The sequence below is a fragment of the Caulobacter sp. GW821-FHT09B08 genome (assembly GCF_059418225.1).
Map to the genome: position 1 here is coordinate 236,546 of NZ_JBWKPL010000004.1, position 17,695 is coordinate 254,240.

Annotated in this window: 21 protein-coding genes and 1 tRNA gene; 12 read left to right on the plus strand and 10 right to left on the minus strand. The window is 68.0% G+C overall.

Going from position 1 to position 17,695, the window contains the following annotated elements; translation table 11 throughout:
• Positions 1-34 precede the first annotated feature (34 nt).
• Together AC07OA_RS14495 and AC07OA_RS14500 are read left to right on the plus strand one after the other, a co-directional pair.
• Entirely contained in the window at positions 35-217 is a 183-nt protein-coding gene (locus AC07OA_RS14495) for a hypothetical protein (RefSeq protein WP_494664515.1), read from the plus strand.
• A 52-nt stretch (positions 218-269) separates the two neighbouring features.
• Positions 270-821 (plus strand): hypothetical protein, encoded by a 552-nt coding sequence (locus AC07OA_RS14500; protein WP_494664516.1) that lies wholly within the window; start codon positions 270-272, stop codon positions 819-821.
• A 212-nt stretch (positions 822-1,033) separates the two neighbouring features.
• Here the strand turns inward: AC07OA_RS14500 and AC07OA_RS14505 are convergent, their stop codons facing one another.
• Entirely contained in the window at positions 1,034-1,753 is a 720-nt protein-coding gene (locus tag AC07OA_RS14505; RefSeq protein WP_494664517.1) for a sensor histidine kinase, read from the minus strand.
• A gap of 342 nt (positions 1,754-2,095) precedes the next feature.
• Between AC07OA_RS14505 and AC07OA_RS14510 the strand changes: the two genes are divergently transcribed.
• The 7 genes from AC07OA_RS14510 (at position 2,096) to AC07OA_RS14540 (ending at position 8,088) form a co-directional block, all read left to right on the plus strand.
• Complete coding sequence (locus AC07OA_RS14510; protein ID WP_494664518.1) at positions 2,096-2,344, plus strand: hypothetical protein; 249 nt, start codon at positions 2,096-2,098, stop codon at positions 2,342-2,344.
• Positions 2,345-2,420: 76 nt separating this feature from the next.
• The gene (locus AC07OA_RS14515; RefSeq protein ID WP_494664519.1) at positions 2,421-4,526 is read left to right on the plus strand and encodes an acylase; all 2,106 of its coding nucleotides are present in this window, start codon (positions 2,421-2,423) and stop codon (positions 4,524-4,526) included.
• 92 nt (positions 4,527-4,618) lie between these two features.
• A complete protein-coding gene (locus AC07OA_RS14520; RefSeq protein ID WP_494664520.1) occupies positions 4,619-4,753 on the plus strand; it encodes an entericidin A/B family lipoprotein in 135 nt (44 codons plus the stop codon).
• Positions 4,754-5,051: 298 nt separating this feature from the next.
• Positions 5,052-5,465, plus strand: a complete 414-nt coding sequence (locus AC07OA_RS14525) for a DUF983 domain-containing protein (RefSeq protein ID WP_494664521.1) — start codon at positions 5,052-5,054, stop codon at positions 5,463-5,465.
• A gap of 88 nt (positions 5,466-5,553) precedes the next feature.
• Complete coding sequence (locus AC07OA_RS14530) at positions 5,554-5,709, plus strand: DUF3309 family protein (protein WP_062097700.1); 156 nt, start codon at positions 5,554-5,556, stop codon at positions 5,707-5,709.
• A gap of 115 nt (positions 5,710-5,824) precedes the next feature.
• A complete protein-coding gene (locus tag AC07OA_RS14535; protein ID WP_494664522.1) occupies positions 5,825-7,258 on the plus strand; it encodes an MFS transporter in 1,434 nt (477 codons plus the stop codon).
• A gap of 47 nt (positions 7,259-7,305) precedes the next feature.
• Positions 7,306-8,088, plus strand: coding sequence for a DUF599 domain-containing protein (locus tag AC07OA_RS14540; protein WP_494664523.1), 783 nt, complete (start codon positions 7,306-7,308; stop codon positions 8,086-8,088).
• Between the two features lie 10 nt (positions 8,089-8,098).
• Here the strand turns inward: AC07OA_RS14540 and AC07OA_RS14545 are convergent, their stop codons facing one another.
• From AC07OA_RS14545 to msrA, 3 genes are read right to left on the minus strand one after another with little or no spacing between them, the layout of a single operon-like run.
• Positions 8,099-8,881: a hypothetical protein gene (locus AC07OA_RS14545; protein WP_494664524.1), complete on the minus strand. Its 783-nt coding sequence runs from the start codon at positions 8,879-8,881 to the stop codon at positions 8,099-8,101.
• 23 nt (positions 8,882-8,904) lie between these two features.
• A complete protein-coding gene (locus AC07OA_RS14550; protein ID WP_494664525.1) occupies positions 8,905-9,240 on the minus strand; it encodes an MmcQ/YjbR family DNA-binding protein in 336 nt (111 codons plus the stop codon).
• The gene (msrA, locus tag AC07OA_RS14555) at positions 9,237-9,890 is read right to left on the minus strand and encodes a peptide-methionine (S)-S-oxide reductase MsrA (protein WP_494664526.1); all 654 of its coding nucleotides are present in this window, start codon (positions 9,888-9,890) and stop codon (positions 9,237-9,239) included. Before msrA ends, AC07OA_RS14550 begins: the two co-directional genes overlap by 4 nt.
• Before the next feature lie 154 nt (positions 9,891-10,044).
• Between msrA and AC07OA_RS14560 the strand changes: the two genes are divergently transcribed.
• A tRNA-Ser gene (locus AC07OA_RS14560) sits at positions 10,045-10,134 on the plus strand.
• Between the two features lie 26 nt (positions 10,135-10,160).
• Here the strand turns inward: AC07OA_RS14560 and AC07OA_RS14565 are convergent.
• Both AC07OA_RS14565 and AC07OA_RS14570 read right to left on the minus strand, forming a co-directional pair.
• Positions 10,161-10,814, minus strand: coding sequence for a metal-independent carbonic anhydrase family protein (locus tag AC07OA_RS14565; protein ID WP_494664527.1), 654 nt, complete (start codon positions 10,812-10,814; stop codon positions 10,161-10,163).
• A 103-nt stretch (positions 10,815-10,917) separates the two neighbouring features.
• On the minus strand, positions 10,918-12,081 hold the full coding sequence (locus AC07OA_RS14570; RefSeq protein WP_494664528.1) for an alpha/beta hydrolase family protein: 1,164 nt from the start codon (positions 12,079-12,081) through the stop codon (positions 10,918-10,920).
• Between the two features lie 84 nt (positions 12,082-12,165).
• Between AC07OA_RS14570 and AC07OA_RS14575 the strand changes: the two genes are divergently transcribed.
• Positions 12,166-12,852: a VOC family protein gene (locus tag AC07OA_RS14575; protein ID WP_494664529.1), complete on the plus strand. Its 687-nt coding sequence runs from the start codon at positions 12,166-12,168 to the stop codon at positions 12,850-12,852.
• 89 nt (positions 12,853-12,941) lie between these two features.
• On the opposite strand, the gene AC07OA_RS14580 is transcribed toward AC07OA_RS14575, so the two are convergent.
• The 4 genes from AC07OA_RS14580 to AC07OA_RS14595 form a co-directional block, all read right to left on the minus strand.
• Positions 12,942-13,268 (minus strand): ArsR/SmtB family transcription factor, encoded by a 327-nt coding sequence (locus AC07OA_RS14580; protein ID WP_494664530.1) that lies wholly within the window; start codon positions 13,266-13,268, stop codon positions 12,942-12,944.
• Positions 13,255-13,701 (minus strand): SRPBCC family protein, encoded by a 447-nt coding sequence (locus tag AC07OA_RS14585; RefSeq protein ID WP_494664531.1) that lies wholly within the window; start codon positions 13,699-13,701, stop codon positions 13,255-13,257. The genes AC07OA_RS14580 and AC07OA_RS14585 overlap by 14 nt, the downstream gene beginning before the upstream one ends.
• 207 nt (positions 13,702-13,908) lie before the next feature.
• Positions 13,909-14,373, minus strand: coding sequence for an EF-hand domain-containing protein (locus AC07OA_RS14590; protein WP_494664532.1), 465 nt, complete (start codon positions 14,371-14,373; stop codon positions 13,909-13,911).
• 14 nt (positions 14,374-14,387) lie between these two features.
• Positions 14,388-15,188: a DUF4198 domain-containing protein gene (locus AC07OA_RS14595; RefSeq protein WP_494664533.1), complete on the minus strand. Its 801-nt coding sequence runs from the start codon at positions 15,186-15,188 to the stop codon at positions 14,388-14,390.
• A gap of 167 nt (positions 15,189-15,355) precedes the next feature.
• On the opposite strand from AC07OA_RS14595, the gene AC07OA_RS14600 reads away from it, so the two are divergent.
• Entirely contained in the window at positions 15,356-17,626 is a 2,271-nt protein-coding gene (locus AC07OA_RS14600; protein ID WP_494664534.1) for a TonB-dependent hemoglobin/transferrin/lactoferrin family receptor, read from the plus strand.
• Positions 17,627-17,695 lie beyond the last annotated feature (69 nt).

The window sequence follows — 17,695 nt, forward strand, 5'->3', positions numbered from 1 at the left end:
GACAGATCGCCGGGGCCGTGCTAGAAGCCGCCTCATGAGCGACCAGCCCGAAAATCCGCCCGAAATTCCTGGCGAAACGCCGATCCAGCGCGCCCTGCGTCTGAAGAAGGCCGCTATCGCCGCCAAGCCCAAGCCCCCGCGCGGCGGCAAGTTCCAGCGCGAGCAGGCCGCGGCCGCCGCGTCCAGCAGCAAGAGCAAGCCCTGGATGACCCGCTAGCCGGCTCCACCGCGGCCTTGAGAAGGCCCAGCTTTGCGGTCACGGTGGCGACATGCGCGCCATCGTCCCCGTCCTGATCCTCTGCCTCGCCGCCGGTCCGGCCCTGGCCCAGGCCGTAAAGCCGCCCGAGACGCCCAATCCGGTCTCGCCGGTCACCATCATGCCGCCGACCCAGAAGCCCAAGATGGTCGCCTCCTGGCCGGCCGAGGGCCAGACGGTCGCGCCGGGCGTGCTGGTGCTGAAACTGACCTTCGACCAGCAGATGACGCCGCGCGACTTCGCCTATGGCCTGGGCTCGGGCGCCGACGCCCTGTCGTGCCTGAAGACCCCGCGCCTGCTGAACGACGCCAAGACCTTCGTCCTGCTGTGCGCCACCCTGCCGGGCAAGACCTACGCCATCAGCCTGAACGCCGATCCGGCCGGCACGGCGCCGACCGGCTTCAGCAACCTGGCCGAAAACCGCGCAAGCGCCGGCCAGCTGTCGTTCACCACCGGAACCGGCGAGCCCGTCACCAAGTTGCGCGACGCGATCAAGGCCGCCGGCCTGGGCGACCTGGACATGCCGGTGGAGGAAGCGCCGCAACTGGCGACCACCGCGCCCTGACTGTCGAAATAGAGGGGGGAGAGCCGGCCGAATTCGTGCGTCGGGACACCCCGGCCGGCTCTCAGCCTGCAGCCGGACCCGCCCCGTCGGAATTAGGCGGCCCGGCACATCGAGGGGAATCGGGGGAGGACACCTCGACGTCTGCAAGCCCGTACAGGTTGCAACATCCGCCTTCTCGCCGCCATCGGGTGAAACCCTGAACGCGCGATGATTTAGTCCCGGTCGGGCCAGAGCGGGATGACCTGATGCGCGTCGTCGGCGCCCAGGGTCAGGCGCACGGTCAGGCCGACGCCGACGGACTCGTAGTCCAAGGTCGCGCCCAATTGCCGGGCCAGCCCCCGCACGACCCGGAAACCCAGGCCGCCGTCGGTGCGCGGATCGAACTCCTCGCTCAGGCCCACGCCGTCATCCGTGACCTCGACCACGAAGCCGGTGGGCGTCGAATGGCACGAGACCAGGATACTGCCGGCCACGCCGGTGGGATGGGCGTATTTCAGGGCGTTGGTCACCAGCTCGGCGACGATCAGGGCGACCGGCGTGGCCTGGTCGGGCCGCACGATGCAGCCGCCGCCGTCCCGGTGCGAGATCGTGGTGTCGCCGGCGAAGCTGACCGTCTGGACCAGACTGCCGCACAGCTTGTCGAGATAGCGGCCCAGGTCGATGCCGCCATCGCCGTGCGTCGGCGCGGCTGACAGCAGGCGGTGCAGATCGCCCACCGTCTCGATGCGGGCGGCCACCTCTTCCAGCGCGATGCAGGCCTCGCGCGCCGACAAGGGCCGGCCGGCCTTGTGCAGCCGCGTGGCTTGCAGGCGAGTATAGCCGGCGATCAGGGCCAGATTGTTGGCGATGCGGTGCTGGGCTTCGCTCAGCCGGTCGTCGGACCCGACATGGCGAACGGCCGCAGCACCGAACTCTCGGTGTTCGACGTCCATGACACGGGGGCTTTCGGTAAGGCGGCAGGAATTTCCGTCACCCCATGCAAACACAGATCGAGCTAAAACGCGACGCTTTTATTTGATCGAGAATCCGATCTTTATTTGCAAGCCCTGAAATCGAACCTTTATGTCGAGTATGCGACCTATGTCTTGACTACGTCTCCAGACTTTTATCACTTGATGCTTACTTAGCGATCAACGCCTACGGCGATTAATGAGTAAGCGGCCCTTTTTTGGCAATACGCTGTTTTTGGGCTAGGATGGAACCCGACGGCGGAGCTCGTGCGTTAGCTCCACCGAACAAAAGGAGAGCTGCCTCTTTTCCGGGGGCCGAGACCCATGAACGACCTGACCCGACCTGAACGCCTGCAGATCATGCTCACGCAGGCAGAGCTCGCCGCGTTGGATGACTGGCGCTTCTCGCGCCGCATGCCCAGCCGAGCGGCGGCCGTACGCGAATTGCTGAAGCGCGGCCTTGAAGCCGAAGGCATAGAACTGGCCGACGGCAAGATGCGCTCGCGCGACTTCGGCGTGGTCGAAGGCCCGCTGCGCTCCAGCGGCACGAACGGCGACGACGCGGCCGAATAGGCTTCCCCAAGGTCGGGCTATCCCCGGCCGCGATCCGCGCCCATCATCGCCCCAAAACAACGAGGGGCGGAAACTCATGCGGTGGATCCTGCGCGGCCTGCTGGTCGTCCTGGGCCTGGCGGTCGGCGTCGTGGCGGGGCTGATCGGCTTCGACCTCGTCATGCGGCCGCCCAAGCCGGACACCCAGGTGATCATCGCCAAGGCTTCCGTCTACGACGTGCGCATCCGCCGTGACGCGTGGGGCGTGCCGCACATCCTGGGCAAGCGCGACGCCGACGCGGCCTTCGGCCTGGCCTACGCCCAATCCGAGGACGACTTCGCCACCGTGCAGTCGGTCACCCTGGCCACGCGCGGAACCCTGGCCCGGCGCGACGGGCCCAAGGCGGCGGTCACCGACTATCTGGTGGGGCTGCTGGACGTGTGGCCGACGGTCGAGGCGGGCTATCCCAAGCTGCCGGCCGATGTGCGCGCTCAGCTCGAGGCCTATGCCGACGGGGTCAACTACTACGCCGCGCTAAACCCCAAGGCCGTGACGCCGGGCCTTCTGCCGGTGAGCGGCAAGGACATCCTGGCCGGCTTCGTCTTCAAGCAGCCGTTCTTCTACGGCCTGGACGGCGAGCTGAAGCGGCTGAACGCGCCGGAGGAGCCCCAGAAGGCCCCACCCAAGGGTTCGAACGGCCTGGCCCTGGCCCCGTCGCGCACGGCCGACCACCTGCCCCGCCTGCTGGTCAATTCGCACCAGCCCTATACCGGCCCCGTCGCCTGGTACGAGGCCGTGGTCCAGAGTGGCGAAGGCTGGCACGTGGCGGGCGGCTTCTTCCCCGGCGCGCCATTCATGCTGCACGGCCACAACGAACACCTGGGCTGGGCCAATACGGTGTCCAAGCCCGACCTGTTCGACGCCTATCGGCTGGTCATCAATCCCGACAACAAGAACCAGTATCGGCTGGACGGCGCCTGGCGCGACTTCCAGCGTCACGACGTGAAGATGCGGGTGCGGCTGTGGGGCCCGATCGTCATCCCCGTCACCAAGCGCGCCCTGCGCTCCGTCCACGGCCCGGTGCTGGAGACCAAGCACGGTCTCTTCGCTCTGCGCTACGCCGGCATGGGCGAATATGGCCAGCCGCTGCAGTACTGGCGGCTGAACAAGGCCCGCGACATGGCCGAATGGCGGGCGGGCATCGCCACCCACGCCCTGCCCAGCCTGAACTACGTCTATGCCGACGCGGCCGGGAACATCGGCTTCGTCCACAACGGCCAGTATCCCAACCGCCGCGAGGGCGTGGACTGGGGCGGCGTGCTGCCGGGCGACCGTGGCGACCTGGTCTGGCGCGGCTACCGCCCCGTGGAGGCCATCCCGCAACTGTGGAACCCGAAGTCGGGCTATGTCTACAACTCCAACAACAGCCCGTTCCTGGCTAGCGATCCGGCCGACAACCTCAAGCCCGGCGCCTTCCCGGCCAGCCAGGGCCTGCAGACCAACGTCACCAACCGCGCCCTGCGCATCCAGGAACTGGTCGGCGCCGATCGCGCCATCACCGAGGAGGCGTTCCGCCGCTACAAGTACGACATCACGTACAGCGAACACTCCTCCGAGGCGGCGATGATCAAGGCGCTGACGGCGCTCGATCCGGGCGGCGACGCCGACCTGAAAGCCGCCCAGGCGATCCTGCGCGGCTGGGACCGCCGCACCGACGTCCACAACCGCGCCGCCGCCCTGGCCTCGCTGACGATCCAACCGATCCTGGTGGCCCAGATCAACGGCGACACGCCCCCCGCTCCGCTAGACAGTCTGAAGGCGGCGATCAAAACCCTGAAAGGAAGCTTCGGGCGCCTGGATCCCGAATGGGGCCAGGTCAACCGCATCCGGCGCGGCAAGGTCGACCTGCCCATCGACGGCGGCGCCGACACCTATCGCTCGGTGTGGGGGATCCCGCAGAAGGACGGCACGCTCACCGCCGACGCGGGCGACACCTTCATCATGTTCGTGCGCTGGGACGCGGCGGGCGCGGTGCATTCCGACAGCATCCACCAGTTCGGCTCGGCCACCCTGGACGCGGCCTCGCCCCACTATGCCGACCAGACCCCGCTGTTCGCGACCATGCGGGTCAAACCGGTGCTGTTCACCGAGGACGAGCTGCGCGGGCACGTGAAGGAGGACTACCGGCCGGGGACGCGGTGACGCCACGACTTCGTCACGCTCCCACGCTTGAACGCTGCCGTGGGCCAAGGCTAAGGTCCCGCCGCCCTTCCTCCCCAATGTCGGACACCTCCATGCGCAAGATCCTGATCCTCGCCGCCGCCGCGACCGCCCTGATGGTTTCGGCCTGCAACACCGTCGAAGGCGTCGGCAAGGACGTCTCGGCCGCCGGCCGCGCCGTCAGCAACACCGCCAAGGACGCCAAATAGTCGCAGCACCGGCGGTTGCGGGCTCCGACAGACCGGAGTCCGCGAACCCCGGTATAGTTAAGCCTTCGCAGCTTATGGCTCCGCTTGGCTTCCACTTTCCCAACCTTGGCCACGACTTATCCACAACGCCGCAAAGCAGTTGTGGTTAACCGGATGGAATAACAGCGTTTCTACACGCTCGCCTTTCGGCTGAACTCTTTGGCGTTCAGATATTTAACTCTACGAAACCTGATTCAAATTGGCGCATGCGACCCCGCGCCCCCTTTCGCCCGGCCGCTCAGGGAGGCATATGCACGGCATGAACGAGCACTCCTCCTCCTCCCGGCCCCAAGACGAAGGGCCCCAGGCCAGCGTCCTGACCGGCATGAAGCGCGGCGTCCGCCACCGTTGCCCCAACTGCGGCGAGGGCCGCCTCTACACGCGCTACCTGAAGGTGGACCTGGACTGCGAGGTCTGCGGCCACGACTTGGCGCGCTATCCGGCCGACGACGGCCCCGCCTATTTCACCATCCTGATCATCGGCCACCTGTTCGTGGCGCCGCTGCTGCTGTTCCCGTTCATCTGGCAGCTGTCGCCGGCCCTGGTGGTGCCCCTGACCGTGCTGCCTCTGGGCGGCCTGACCCTGCTGCTGCTGCCCCGCGTCAAGGGCGCGGTCATCGGCGCCCTATGGGCCATCGGCCTGCGCAAAGCCCAGGACTGCCCCAGCGGCTGAGGCCGCCACCGGAACCGTGGCCGCGCTTGCCGCATTCCCTCCGCCTGAACCCCTGCGCGCACCGCGCGCGGACGCAACGGAGACGGACATGCTCGGCACGATCCTCATCATCATCCTGATCCTGGCCCTGATCGGCGCCCTGCCGACCTGGGGCCACAGCCGCTCGTGGGGCTACTTCCCCAGCGGCGGCCTGGGCCTGATCCTGGTCATCCTGATCATCCTGGTCCTGATGGGCAGGATCTAGCGAACGATGGCTGGGGACACACGCATGCGTGTGTCCCCAATCGCATGCACGCCCCTCCCCCGGCGACCGATGTTCGCCTAAGGTCTCCTGAACAAAGAGACCCGAGGGGGGCCAGATGACCGACACCGCCACGCCGGCGACACTCAGCGCCTGGCGCCGCACCCGGGCCATCCTCGGCGGATCGGCCGGCAATCTGGTCGAGTGGTACGACTGGTTCGCCTACGCCGCCTTCTCGATCTATTTCGCCAAGGTCTTCTTCCCCAAGGGCGACCAGACCGCCCAGCTGATGCAGACCGCCGCCATCTTCGCCGTGGGCTTCGGGGCGCGTCCCGTCGGGGCCTGGCTGATGGGGCTCTATGCCGACCACAAGGGACGCAAGGCCGCCCTGACCCTGGCCGTGGGCCTGATGTGCGCCGGCTCGCTGATCATCGCCCTGACGCCCGGCCATGCCGTTATCGGCGACCTGGCCCCGGTGATCCTGCTGCTGGCCCGCCTGCTGCAGGGCCTGTCGGTGGGCGGCGAATACGGCGCCAGCGCCACCTATATGAGCGAGATGGCCGGCCGGAAGCGGCGCGGCTTCTGGTCCAGCTTCCAGTACGTGACCCTGATCATGGGCCAGCTGGTGGCGGCCCTGGTGCTGGTGATCCTGCAGAACACGCTCGACAAACACGCCCTGGCCGAATGGGGCTGGCGCATCCCGTTCTTCATCGGCGCGGCCCTGGCCGTGGTGGTGTTCTGGATCCGCACCGGAATCGAGGAGAGCGTTTCCCACCAGAACGTCACCCAGCGCGACCCGGTCAGCCGCCGCCAGGTGGTCTGGGTGGGCGCCCTGCTGCTGGCGACCATCGGCGCGATGATCCTCGGCTTCACCGAATTGCCCTTCGCGACCACCGCCCAGTACGGCTCGGCCCTGCTGCTGGTGACCACCTATGTGGCCCTGGTCGCGCCGCTGGTCTCGCGCCATCCCAAGCAGACCCTGGCGATCATCGGCCTGACCGCCGGCGGCTCCTTGGCCTTCTACGCCTACACCACCTACATGCTGAAGTTCCTGACCAACACGGCGGGCTTCGACAAGGCCACGGCCGGGGCGATCAACCTGGCCACCCTGGCCGGCTTCATGCTGGTGCAACCGCTGTTCGGCTGGCTGTCGGACCGGCTGGGGCGCAAGACCATGCTGGTCTTCGCCTTCGCCATCGGCGCCCTGATCGCCTGGCCGGTCTTCACCCTGGTGGCCAAGGCCGGCACGCCGCTGGTCGCCTTTGGCCTGATCCTGGCGGCCCTGGTCGTGCAGTCGGGCTACACCTCGATCAGCGCCGTGGTGAAGGCCGAGCTCTTCCCCACCCACGTGCGGGCCCTGGGCGTGGCCCTGCCCTACGCCATCGGCAACGCCGCCTTCGGAGGCACGGCCGAATATGTGGCCCTGTGGTTCAAGTCCCGGCACATCGAGAGCGGGTTCTACATCTATGTGTCGGCGATCATGGTCGTGGGCCTGGCCGTGTCGCTGATGCTCAAGGACACCGGCAAGCACAGCCTGATCCTCGAGGACTGATAACGCTCCCCTTTCGCCGACTCTCGTTCCCGACTTAAGTTCGCCGCATGCACGCTCCGCACCCGCACGCCCTCTCCCAGCAATTCCTGGCCCTGCCGGTCATCGACCTGGTGGTGCTGGCCTTCTTCCTGTTCTGCTGGCTGTTCTACGAGCCGATGCTCAAGCGGCTGGGCCACGAGAAGAACGTCATCAACACCGACATGACCGTCATCCGCCGCCGGTGGATGGCCGAGATGGCGGTGCGCGAGATCGCCCTGCTGGACGGCCAGCTCCTGGGCCACGCCATCAACTCGGCCTCGTTCTTCGCCTCGTCGAACCTGATCCTGATCGCGGCGGCGGCCGGGGTGCTGTTCGGCGGCGACAGCGCCCTGAAGTCCATCGAGGGCCTGGCGGTGCTGGCCCCGGCCTCGGCCCTGGTGTTCCAGATCAAGATGGGCGTGGTGCTGATCGCCCTGGCGCGCGGCCTGCTCGACTTCATCTGGGCGATCCGCCAGATGAACTACTGCCTGGCCGCCATCGGCGCGACCCCGATGTGGGCCCCGCGCAAGGTGCTGGAAGAGTATGCCGAGGCCACCGGCGCGATCCTCAACCCCGCCCTGTCGGCCTTCAACGCCGGGGTGCGCGGCTACTATTTCGCCCTGGCGGCGGCGGCCTGGCTGCTGGGTCCGATCGCTTTCGCCGTGGCCACCGGCGGGGCCATGGTGCTGCTGCTCTGGCGCCAGCGCCGCAGCCCGGCCTCGGCCGCCGTGCGCAAGGTTCGCCAGATCCTGGAACGCCAGCCGGTGGTGGTGGGTCCCCACCTGGCCGGCAAGGACGGCGAGCAGGTCTAGCTGCCCTTTTCTAGCTGCCCAGGCCTCGCCCCTGGAGCGCGGCGAACAGGCCGAAGATCGCCAGGGCCACGACGACCACCGCCGGCCTGAACCCTATCCGCGCCGCGTCCGCCCAGGCCGACACCCCGCCCACGCCGCGCGGGATCAGCAGCAGCGGCGCGGCGGCCAGGCCGATCTCGCTCGCCGCGTCATGCACGTTCCGACCCGCGTCGGCGCCCTGGTAGAGCAGGGCCGCCAGCACCGCGCCCGCGAGGGCTGCCAGCCAGGCGGTCCGCGCCGCGCGACGCGCCGCCTTCAGGTCCGGGAACAGCCCCGCCAGCCCCCGCGCGGTCACGACCACCGCCCCGCCGTAGATCGCCACGCCGACCGCGCCCAGGGCGATCCGCCAGGCCAGGCCGTCGCCGCCCAGAAGGTCGCGGGCGGCGAAATAGCTGTCGCCGTCCCGAGTCGCCATGGCCTGGACCAGATAGCCGCCGTCCCAGAACCAACTGAACGCCGTCACCAGGATCAGAAAGAGCCTGGCGCTCGCCCACCTCGCCGGCAGACGCGCCCGCAGGAGCAGGGCCAAACCGCCCAGCGAGAGGTTGGTCAGCGGTCCGGCCAAGTCGATCAGGGGCGAGGCGCGGTCGCAGCGGAACAGCGCGGTCGTCAGGCGCTCCACATGCCCGCCCAGGGCCAGGCAAGCCCCGCCGTGCCCCGCCGCCTCGTGGGCGAAGGTGACCAGGCACATGGCGACCAGGGCCAGCGCCCCGACGGTGGCCAGGCTGTCTCGCGGCTGCGTCGACGCTGTCATGGGAGCCCCCACCCCGTCGTCGTTCAGAGCCCGATCTCGGCCCGCGCCTTCTTGGTCAGCTTGGCGGCGATCAGGCCATGGGCCGTCTTCAGCCAGTCGGCCACCTCGGCGTCGTCCTCCGCCGCCAGGTCGTCGAACTTCACCCACTGGGCGCGGGCCAGATAGGGGGCGGGAATCGCCCGGCCGGTCTCGCTCAGCACCTCGAACGCCACGTCCGACGCCTTGAACGAAAACCCGCCCTCGCCGTACACGGCGAACATCTTGCCACCCACCTTGTAGACGTGATCGGCGCCCCACTGGATCGTCATCGTCGCGCCCGGCAAGGCCATGGCGGCGGCGTGGAAGGCTTCGGGGGTCATGCTTGGACTCCGATCCCGATCGGGCAGACCACGCCCGTGCCGCCGATGCCGCAATAGCCCTCGGGGTTCTTGGCCAGGTACTGCTGGTGATAGTCCTCGGCGAAATAGAACGGCCCGGCCGCGCCGATCTCGGTGGTGATGGTCCCCAGGCCCTGGGCGTCCAGCGCCTGCTGGTAGGCCTCCTTGGACGCCACGGCCGCGGCGGCCTGGGCGTCGGAGGTGACATAGATCCCCGAGCGGTACTGGGTGCCGATGTCTCCGCCCTGGCGCATGCCCTGGGTGGGGTCGTGGTTCTCCCAGAAGACCTTCAGCAAGGCCTCGTAGGTGACCACGCGCGGGTCAAAGATGACCTGCACCACCTCGGTGTGGCCCGTGCGGCCGGTGCAGACCTCCTCGTAGGTGGGGTTGGGCGTGATCCCCGCCGCATAGCCGGCGGCGGTCACGTGGACGCCCGGGACCTTCCAGAACACCCGCTCCACGCCCCAGAAACAGCCCATGGCCAGCACCGCGATCTCCATCCCGTCGGGATAGGGACCCTTCAGGTCGTGGCCGTTGACGAAGTGCTTGTGGGCCGTCGGGATCGCCGCCGCGCGCCCCGGCAGGGCGGTGTCGACGGTCGGCATTTCGAGGGTTTTCTGGACGGACGGCATGGCGAGGACTCTGGGCGGAAACGAGATCGCCGATACTAAGTCGTTCGCGATCTCGTTTCACCTCGTATGGCCGCTTGTGCGCGCAACCTTCCTGAGTATATTGCGCCCCTTCCTGCGTCGGGGGTCTCAACCGCCTTCCGCATACGGTGCGCATGGTGAGGTGGCCGAGTGGTTGAAGGCGCACGCCTGGAACGCGTGTATAGGGGAAACTCTATCGAGGGTTCGAATCCCTCTCTCACCGCCATCGCCCCCTTCGGCCACCCGCAAGCTTCAGCCTGAAACCAGTCCGTAACACACGTCGGTCTTGGGATCGTACGGCGGCTGGGTGCTGGGCGCCGACGGCAGGGCTTCGGACGAATGGTGCAGGATGATGCGCACCACGCCCTTGCTGTCCTTCTTGAACACCCAGGTCTTGTCGACCGTGGTCACCCCGCCGTCCTTGTTGACGATCAGGACCTTGCCCATGGTGTTGGCCAGATCGCCGTTGATCTGGACGCCGATGTTGCGCACCTCGACCGAACGCCAGTGCTTGAGCGCGAAGCCGTCGTCGTTGGGATAGTTGGGGTCGTGGCCGACGAAATAGGCCAGGGCCCCCTCCTTGGTGGTGCGGAAGGTCTGGGGATCGCGGGTCAGGGTCGGCTTGAACAGCACCGGACCCAGGTTGTAGCCGTAGGCGGTGTCGATAGCGTTCTTGGCGGCCGCGCGCGCCGGTGCCAGCCCGCCGCCCTCGTCATAGGCCTTCGATATGCCCACCAGGGCGGCGCCCCAGGCCTTCTGGGCGGCGCAGACCTCTTTCAAGGTGATCGCGGCGACGGGCGCCGCGGGCGGCGGTGGCTGCGGCGTGGGTTTGCAGGCCGTCACGGCCACGAGCGAGGTCAGCGCCAGGGCCGGAACGGCCATGGCGCGGCGGGTGGAGGAGATCATTGTGGTTCTTGCCCCTGTTGCGAACACGATGAACGCGACTCAACTGATGGGCGCTATATAATCATACTCAATCCGTGGGATCATCCCGCGTCGGGAAGCCGACCTAGAATCCGTGTTCCGCCAACCAGCCCTCCACCACCCCCACGGCCTGGGGCAGCAGGTCGGGCCGCTCGATGTAGTAGTGGTCGGCGTCCTTGATCTCGGCATAGCGCTTGTCGGGGCCGGCCAGGGCGTCGAACAGGCGGCGGGCGTGGCTGGGGGTGCAGGCCAGGTCGGCCGTGTTGCTGATCACCAGCGCCGGACAGGTGACATTGGCGGCGTTGAGCACCCCGTTGGCGCGGCTCTCGTCGTAACTCCACTGCGACAGCCATGAGCGGAGGGTCGTGAACCGCGCCAGGCCCACCGGGCCGTCGTTGGCGATGCGCGGGTCGCCCAGATAGCAGGTGTGGGGACGGCGGTCGGACGGGTCCTGGGCCGGGTCGGTCCAGCGCACGTCGCATATGGTGCCGTAAACCACGAACGGCCGCTCCATGTCGGGATCGACGGTCTTGAGTTCGTCTAGGGTCGCACGGACGCGGGCGGTGATGCGACGGTTGCGAGCCAGCTGGGCCTGTCGGAACCGCGCCACGAAGGCCTCGTCATAGGGCGGCCGGTGCGGGCAGTCGGAGGCGTAGATGTTGAGGTCGCGGTCGCGCTCGAACGGCCGGTCCTCGTCCAGGATCGAGGGGTCCAGCCACTCGGTCAGGGTCACCGAGCGGCTGATGTGAGCGGCCAGCAGCATGATCCCGTCGGCGGGCTGGAGCTCAGCCCCCACCAGGTCGACCGGATCGCCGGCCGGGGTCTGCGTGATCGTCGGGTTGGTGGCCTGGTCCTGGTAGAACAGCGACAGCGAGCCGCCGCCCGACCAGCCGCCCAGGATCACCTTGTCGTAGCCGAACCGCGCCTTCACGTCGGCGACGCAGGCGCCCAGGTCCAGCACGCACTTCTCCAGGATCAGGGCCGTGTCGTTGCCCCGATAGCGGGTGTTGCAATAGACGACGTGCCTTCCCGCCCGCGCCAGGGCCGTGACCAACGGCAGGAACGAGCCACCGCCGATGGGATGGCTGAACAGGATGACGGTCTTGCTGTCGCCCGTCTCGGGGCGGATGCGCATGCACTCGACGAACACCTGGCCGTCGGGGCCGCCATAGGTCTCCTTCAGCCGCGAGCGTTCGGCATAGGCGTAGCCGTAGGGCTCGCGGACGATGCGGACCGGATCCTTCGCCATCTTGCCTCCCGTAGCGTAACGTCGTTATCCGACGATCAAGGGGCGGAAACTGTCCCCAGGGAAGTCAAGGCAGGGAGGACCGCCATGGCGCAGCATCCGACGGGCATCCACCACCTGGCCTTCATGGCCGGCGACATCAAGAAGCACATCGCCTTCTTCTCCGAGGTCATGGGCTGTCCGCTGGTGGCGCTGTTCGACATGCACGGCGTGCCCGGCGGCCTGCACGCCTTCCTGCGGATGAACGACCACGGCTACTTCTCGATCGTGCAGCTGCCGGACGTCGACAAGATCCCCGTCCAACTGGGCGTCACCCACGCGGGCAACGGCGCCCTGCCTTGCGCCCCCGGCACGCTGCAGCACCTGGCGTTCCGGGCCGACACCGAGGAAGAGCTGCTGGCCCTGCGCGACCGCATCCGCAGCCACGGCGTCAATGTGATCGGCCCCATCGACCACGGCATGTGCCGCTCGATCTATTTCGCCGGCCCCGACCAACTGACCCTGGAGGTGGCCTGCTCGTCGGAGCCCATCGATCCGGCCCGCTGGATCGATCCGGCGGTGCTGGCCAAGGCCGGCATCAGCCCCGACGAGGCCGCCCGCTTCAAGGCCCCTGCCCCTTATGACGGCCCCAGCCCCGTGCCCCAGCCGGCCTATGCCGAGGACAAGCCGCACATGGCCTATCCCAAGGCCATGTACCTGCAGATGCTGGCCGCGCCGGACGCGCTGATCACGGCCTCGGCGTCGTACGCCGAGCCCCCGGTGAAGGTGGGATGACCGGCCGGGGACATGCCCTTGCGGCGTGTCCCCAACTCTTGGCGCCGTGGATGCTGATGGGGACACGCCGCAAGGGCATGTCCCCGGCCCTACTCTTCCACGAACGCCTTCAGGCGGCCCAGCGTGTCGTCCCACTGGCGCGACACCCGGTCCAGATAGGCCCGGGCCTCGTCCAGCGTCTCGCGCCGGGCGGCGAAGCGGCTTTCGCGGCCGACGCGCAGGGACGCCACCAGGCCGGCGTCCTGCAACACGTGCAGGTGCTTGGTGATCGCCTGGCGGGTCAGGGCGGTGTCGGTCGACAGGGCCGCGATGGACCGCGCCTGGCCGTCGCCCAGCTTGGCCAGCAGCGCCAGACGGGTGCGGTCGCCCAGAGCCGCGAAGATCGGCGCGGGGTCGGGAAGGCTAGGCGTCAACATGGGCCTTGATGTTCTGGACCTGCTGGGCCCAGCCCCCGTCGTTCATCCGGAAGGCCTCGTCGCGGCGATGGGCGGGCACCTTGTCGAAGCCGGACTCGACCACGGTAAGCCGCGTGCCGGCCCCGGCGGGCTCCAGCAGGAACTCGACCAGGGTCGGCTCCTCCTTGGTGTAGTCGATGTCGGGATCGACGCCGTAGGGATGCCAGGTGAAGGCCAGGCGCGTAGGCGGCTCGATGGCCACCACGTCGACGGTCCAGGTCAGGTGCTCGTAGCCGGGATAGGTGATCTTGCCGGTCGCCGCTTGGCCCACGGCGAACGGCCCGTCCAGGGCGACCCGGAACCAGGTTCCGAATTCCTTGTGGTCGCTAACGGCGCGCCAGACGCGCTCGATGGGCGCGTCCAGGTCGATGGTCTTTTCGATGCGGTCGGACATGATGGCAACCTCCTGGTTGCCTATCCGTGACTCCGCCCGAGCGAAAAGGCAACCCGGAGATTGCCCTTCCATTTCGCAACATCCCGACGAAAGTCGGGACCCAAGCTGACGGTCAGCAAGGGTCCCGGAACGATCGATCGGTCACGGCCCAATCCCACGCGCCGCTTGGGTCCCGGCCTGCGCCGGGATGTTGGGCGGTGGAAAGTCTCAGTTCGTGTCTTCGGCCACCGGATCGGCGGCCGAGACGGCGCCGTCCTTGTTGGTGTCGTGGGTGACGAACATCCGCCAGCCCGAATATTCGAACTCGGCCAGGGTGATGCCGCCGCTCTTGTCGGTGTCGAGCACGCCGAAGCGCACCTCGGCCTGACGCTCCTGACGCTGGCGCTCTTCTTCCTTCTTTTCGGCCGTGTCGGTCGAGGCGGCCAGGCGCTTGGTCAGGCGGGCCTTGAACTCGCCGACATATTCGTCGTGCGACAGCACGCCGTTCTTGTCGGCGTCGATGCCGGCGAACTGCTTCTCGCGGCCGGTCTTGAACTCTTCCTTGCTGACCGAGCCGTCGCCGTTGAGGTCCTGTTCCTTGATGAAGGTGTCGCGGGCGTGCGAAGCGGCGAAGGCGGGCGCGGCGGCGCAGATGGCGGCGGCCGCTGCCAGGATGGCGATCTTGGTCTTCATGGGGCTGTTCTTTCTCAGCGCAGGGATTCGAAGGTCAGGGCGTAGGTGTAGGAGTGGCCCACCGGGTCGGCGGCCGTGGGGGCCAAGCGATAGCGGCTCTGGATCTGGTAGACGCCCGACTTGGCCGGCTTGATCGTGAAGCGGCCCTGGTCGTCGCTGGTCACGTCGACCGGCGCGGCCTTGGTGTCGGCATAGCGGTCGTCGGCGCCGTGCAGGGTGATGGCCTGGCCCTTCAGCGGCTTGCCGTCGAACAGCACCACGAACTTGGCGTCCTGGCCGGTGACGATGTCGCTGGGATGGGTGACGGCCACGAATTCGAGACCTTTACCAATGGGCGCCAGGGCCGTGGCGTTGGGCGCGCCGCGCGTCACATAGACGTCGGCCAGGGTCAGGCTCTGCATGTCGACCGGGGTCGTGCCGGCCGGGGCCTTGCTAGGGTCTTCCAGGAACTCCCACTCGCCCTTGACCAGCACGGCCTTGGCGGTGCGGCCGGTGCGCTGGCCGGTGGTGATGCGGTAGGTGCCGGCCTGCTCGACGGGCACCTCGACCAGGGCCAGTTCGCGCAGGTTGGTGGCGGTCAGGGGCTTGCGCGCCCCGTCCGGACCGACCACCGCCCAGGCGTCCGACTTCATCACCACTTCCGGCGTGAAGAAGCTCTCGGTGAACGAGCCCTGCACGGTCACGATCTTGCGGTCGCTGGCGTCGAACACGGTGGGCAGCAGGTAGGGCGAATGGGCCTGGGCCGCGCCGGCCAGGGCCATGCCGGCGAGGGTCACCCCGGCCACGACAGCGGCGGATAGAAGCGAACGGCGCATGGGCGAGTCTCCGATCTGAAAAGCGTCGCCGTCGGCTCTATCGCTAGTGATTCTAAGAATCAATCTCATTTAGCTTGACCGCGCCGCTCAATGGCCGTAGCTGACCGCCCATAAGATGCGAACAATTCGCATTAACAAGATCATGTCTCAAGTCCCTGGGGGTCTGTATGTCTCGCTCCAAGCTCGCCATTTTCGCCGCCGCCTCGGCCACGGCCCTGCTCTGCGCCCAAGCGGCCTTCGCCGCTTCTGGCGCCGCTGAAACCGCGGTGGATTCCGCCGCCGAGGTCGACAAAGTCACCGTCACCGCCACGCGTTCGGAAAAGAAGCTGCAGGACGCGCCGGTCACCGCCAGCGTCATCTCCGCCGACGAGATCGAGGAAGGCCTGGTCACCAACATCAAGGATCTGGTCCGCTACGAGCCCGGCGTCTCGGTTCGCCGCGCCGCCGTCCGCTTCACCGCCGCCGGCGCCTCGACGGGCCGCGACGGCAACGCCGGCTTCAACATCCGGGGCCTGGACGGCAACCGCGTGCTGACCCTGGTCGATGGCGTGCGCGTGCCGGACGGCTACGCCTTCGGCGCCCAGAACATGGGTCGCGGCGACTATGTGGACCTGGACCTGCTGAAGTCGGTCGAGATCGTGCGCGGCCCGGCCTCGGCCCTTTACGGCAGCGACGGCCTGGGCGGCTCGGTCAGCTTCTTCACCAAGGATCCGTCGGACCTGCTCAAGGACGGCAAGAGCTTCAGCCTGCGCGCCCGCGCCGGCTACGCCTCGGCCGACGAGAGCACCACGGGCAGCCTGGTCGCCGCCGGCCAGCAAGGCGCCTGGGAAGGCCTGATCGCCTATACCCGTCGCGACGGCGAGGGCCAGAAGACCTCCGGGACCAACGACTCGGCCAATATCGACCGCACCACGGCCAATCCCGAGGACAACAGCTCCAACGCCGTGCTGGCGCGGGTGGTCTATAACCTCAGCGACAACAACCGCTTCCGCCTGACCTACGACCACCTGGACACCGACACCGACTGGGTGGTGCTGAGCGCCATCGCCAAGACCCCGGTCGCCTCCACGGGCGTGATCGGCCTGACCGCCTTCGACAAGGTCAAGCGCGACCGCGTCAGCCTGGACCACCGCTTCACTGGCGGCGAGGGCCTGATCCAGTCGGCCACGACGACCCTCTACTACCAGAACAGCACCACCCGGCAGTTCTCGGCCGAGGACCGCTCCACCGCCGCCGACCGCACCCGCGACGCCACCTTCGACAACGAGGTCTGGGGCGCGGCCCTGGAACTGCACAGCGAAGCCGGCCTGGGCGGCGTAACCCACAAGTTCGTCTGGGGCGGCGACGCCTCGATCACCCGCCAGGAAGGCATCCGCGGCGGCACCGTCCCGCCGGCCGGCGAGACCTTCCCCACCCGCGCCTTCCCGACCACCGACTACACCCTGGCCGGCGCCTATGTGCAGGACGAGATCGGCGTGGGCTCGGTGACCTTCTATCCGGCCGTCCGCTTCGACTACTACAAGCTGGAGCCCAAGAAGGACGCGCTCTACGTGGCCAACGTGCCCGAGGGCCAGAGCGACTCGCACGTCTCGCCCAAGCTGGGCGTGGTGTGGAAGGCCACCGACCTGGTGACCTTCTTCGCCAACGCCGCCGCCGGCTTCAAGGCCCCCTCGCCTTCGCAGGTCAACAACGGCTTCTCCAACCCGATCCAGAATTACATGTCGGTGTCCAACCCCGACCTGAAGCCCGAGACCAGCGAGACCCTGGAAGTCGGCGTGCGCCTGAACCGCGCCCGCTGGAACGCCAGCGTCACCGGCTTCACCGGCAAGTACGACGACTTCATCGACCAGGTGATGGTGCGCGGCTCGTTCACCGCCGCCGACCCGGCCGTCTACCAGTACATCAACCAGGCCAAGGCCGAGATCGCCGGCGCCGAGGCCAAGGTGTATGTCGAGCTGGGCGCGGGCTTCACCCTGCAGGGCGCGGCCTCCTATGCGCGCGGCAATTCGGAAAACAACGGCGTGAAGACGCCGCTGGCCTCGGTCGATCCGGCCAAGTTCGTGGCGGGCCTGGGCTATCGCGATCCGGGCGGCAAGTTCGGCGGCGAGCTGAGCGCCGTCCACGCCAACCAGCAGACCACCGGCCGCTCGGGCGGCAGCTGCAGCCAGTTCGTCAACACCCAGACCGGCGCCGGCACGGGCCTGACCGGCTCGCAGTACTGCTGGATGCCCAAGGCGTTCAACGTGTTCGACCTGACAGCCTACTGGAACGTGACCGACAACGTCACCCTGCGCGGCGGCGTCTTCAACATCACCAAGCAGAACTACGCCTGGTGGAGCGACGTGCGCAGCCTGAACATCTCCGACGCCTCGCCCATCAAGGACGCCTACACCCAGCCCGACCGCAACTACAGCGTCTCGCTGGCGGTGAAGTTCTAGGGCTTCCACGGTTTCAGCCGGGCATATCCCCTTAGACCGGCTGTGAGTGCGGGTCGCGATCGTGTCGGC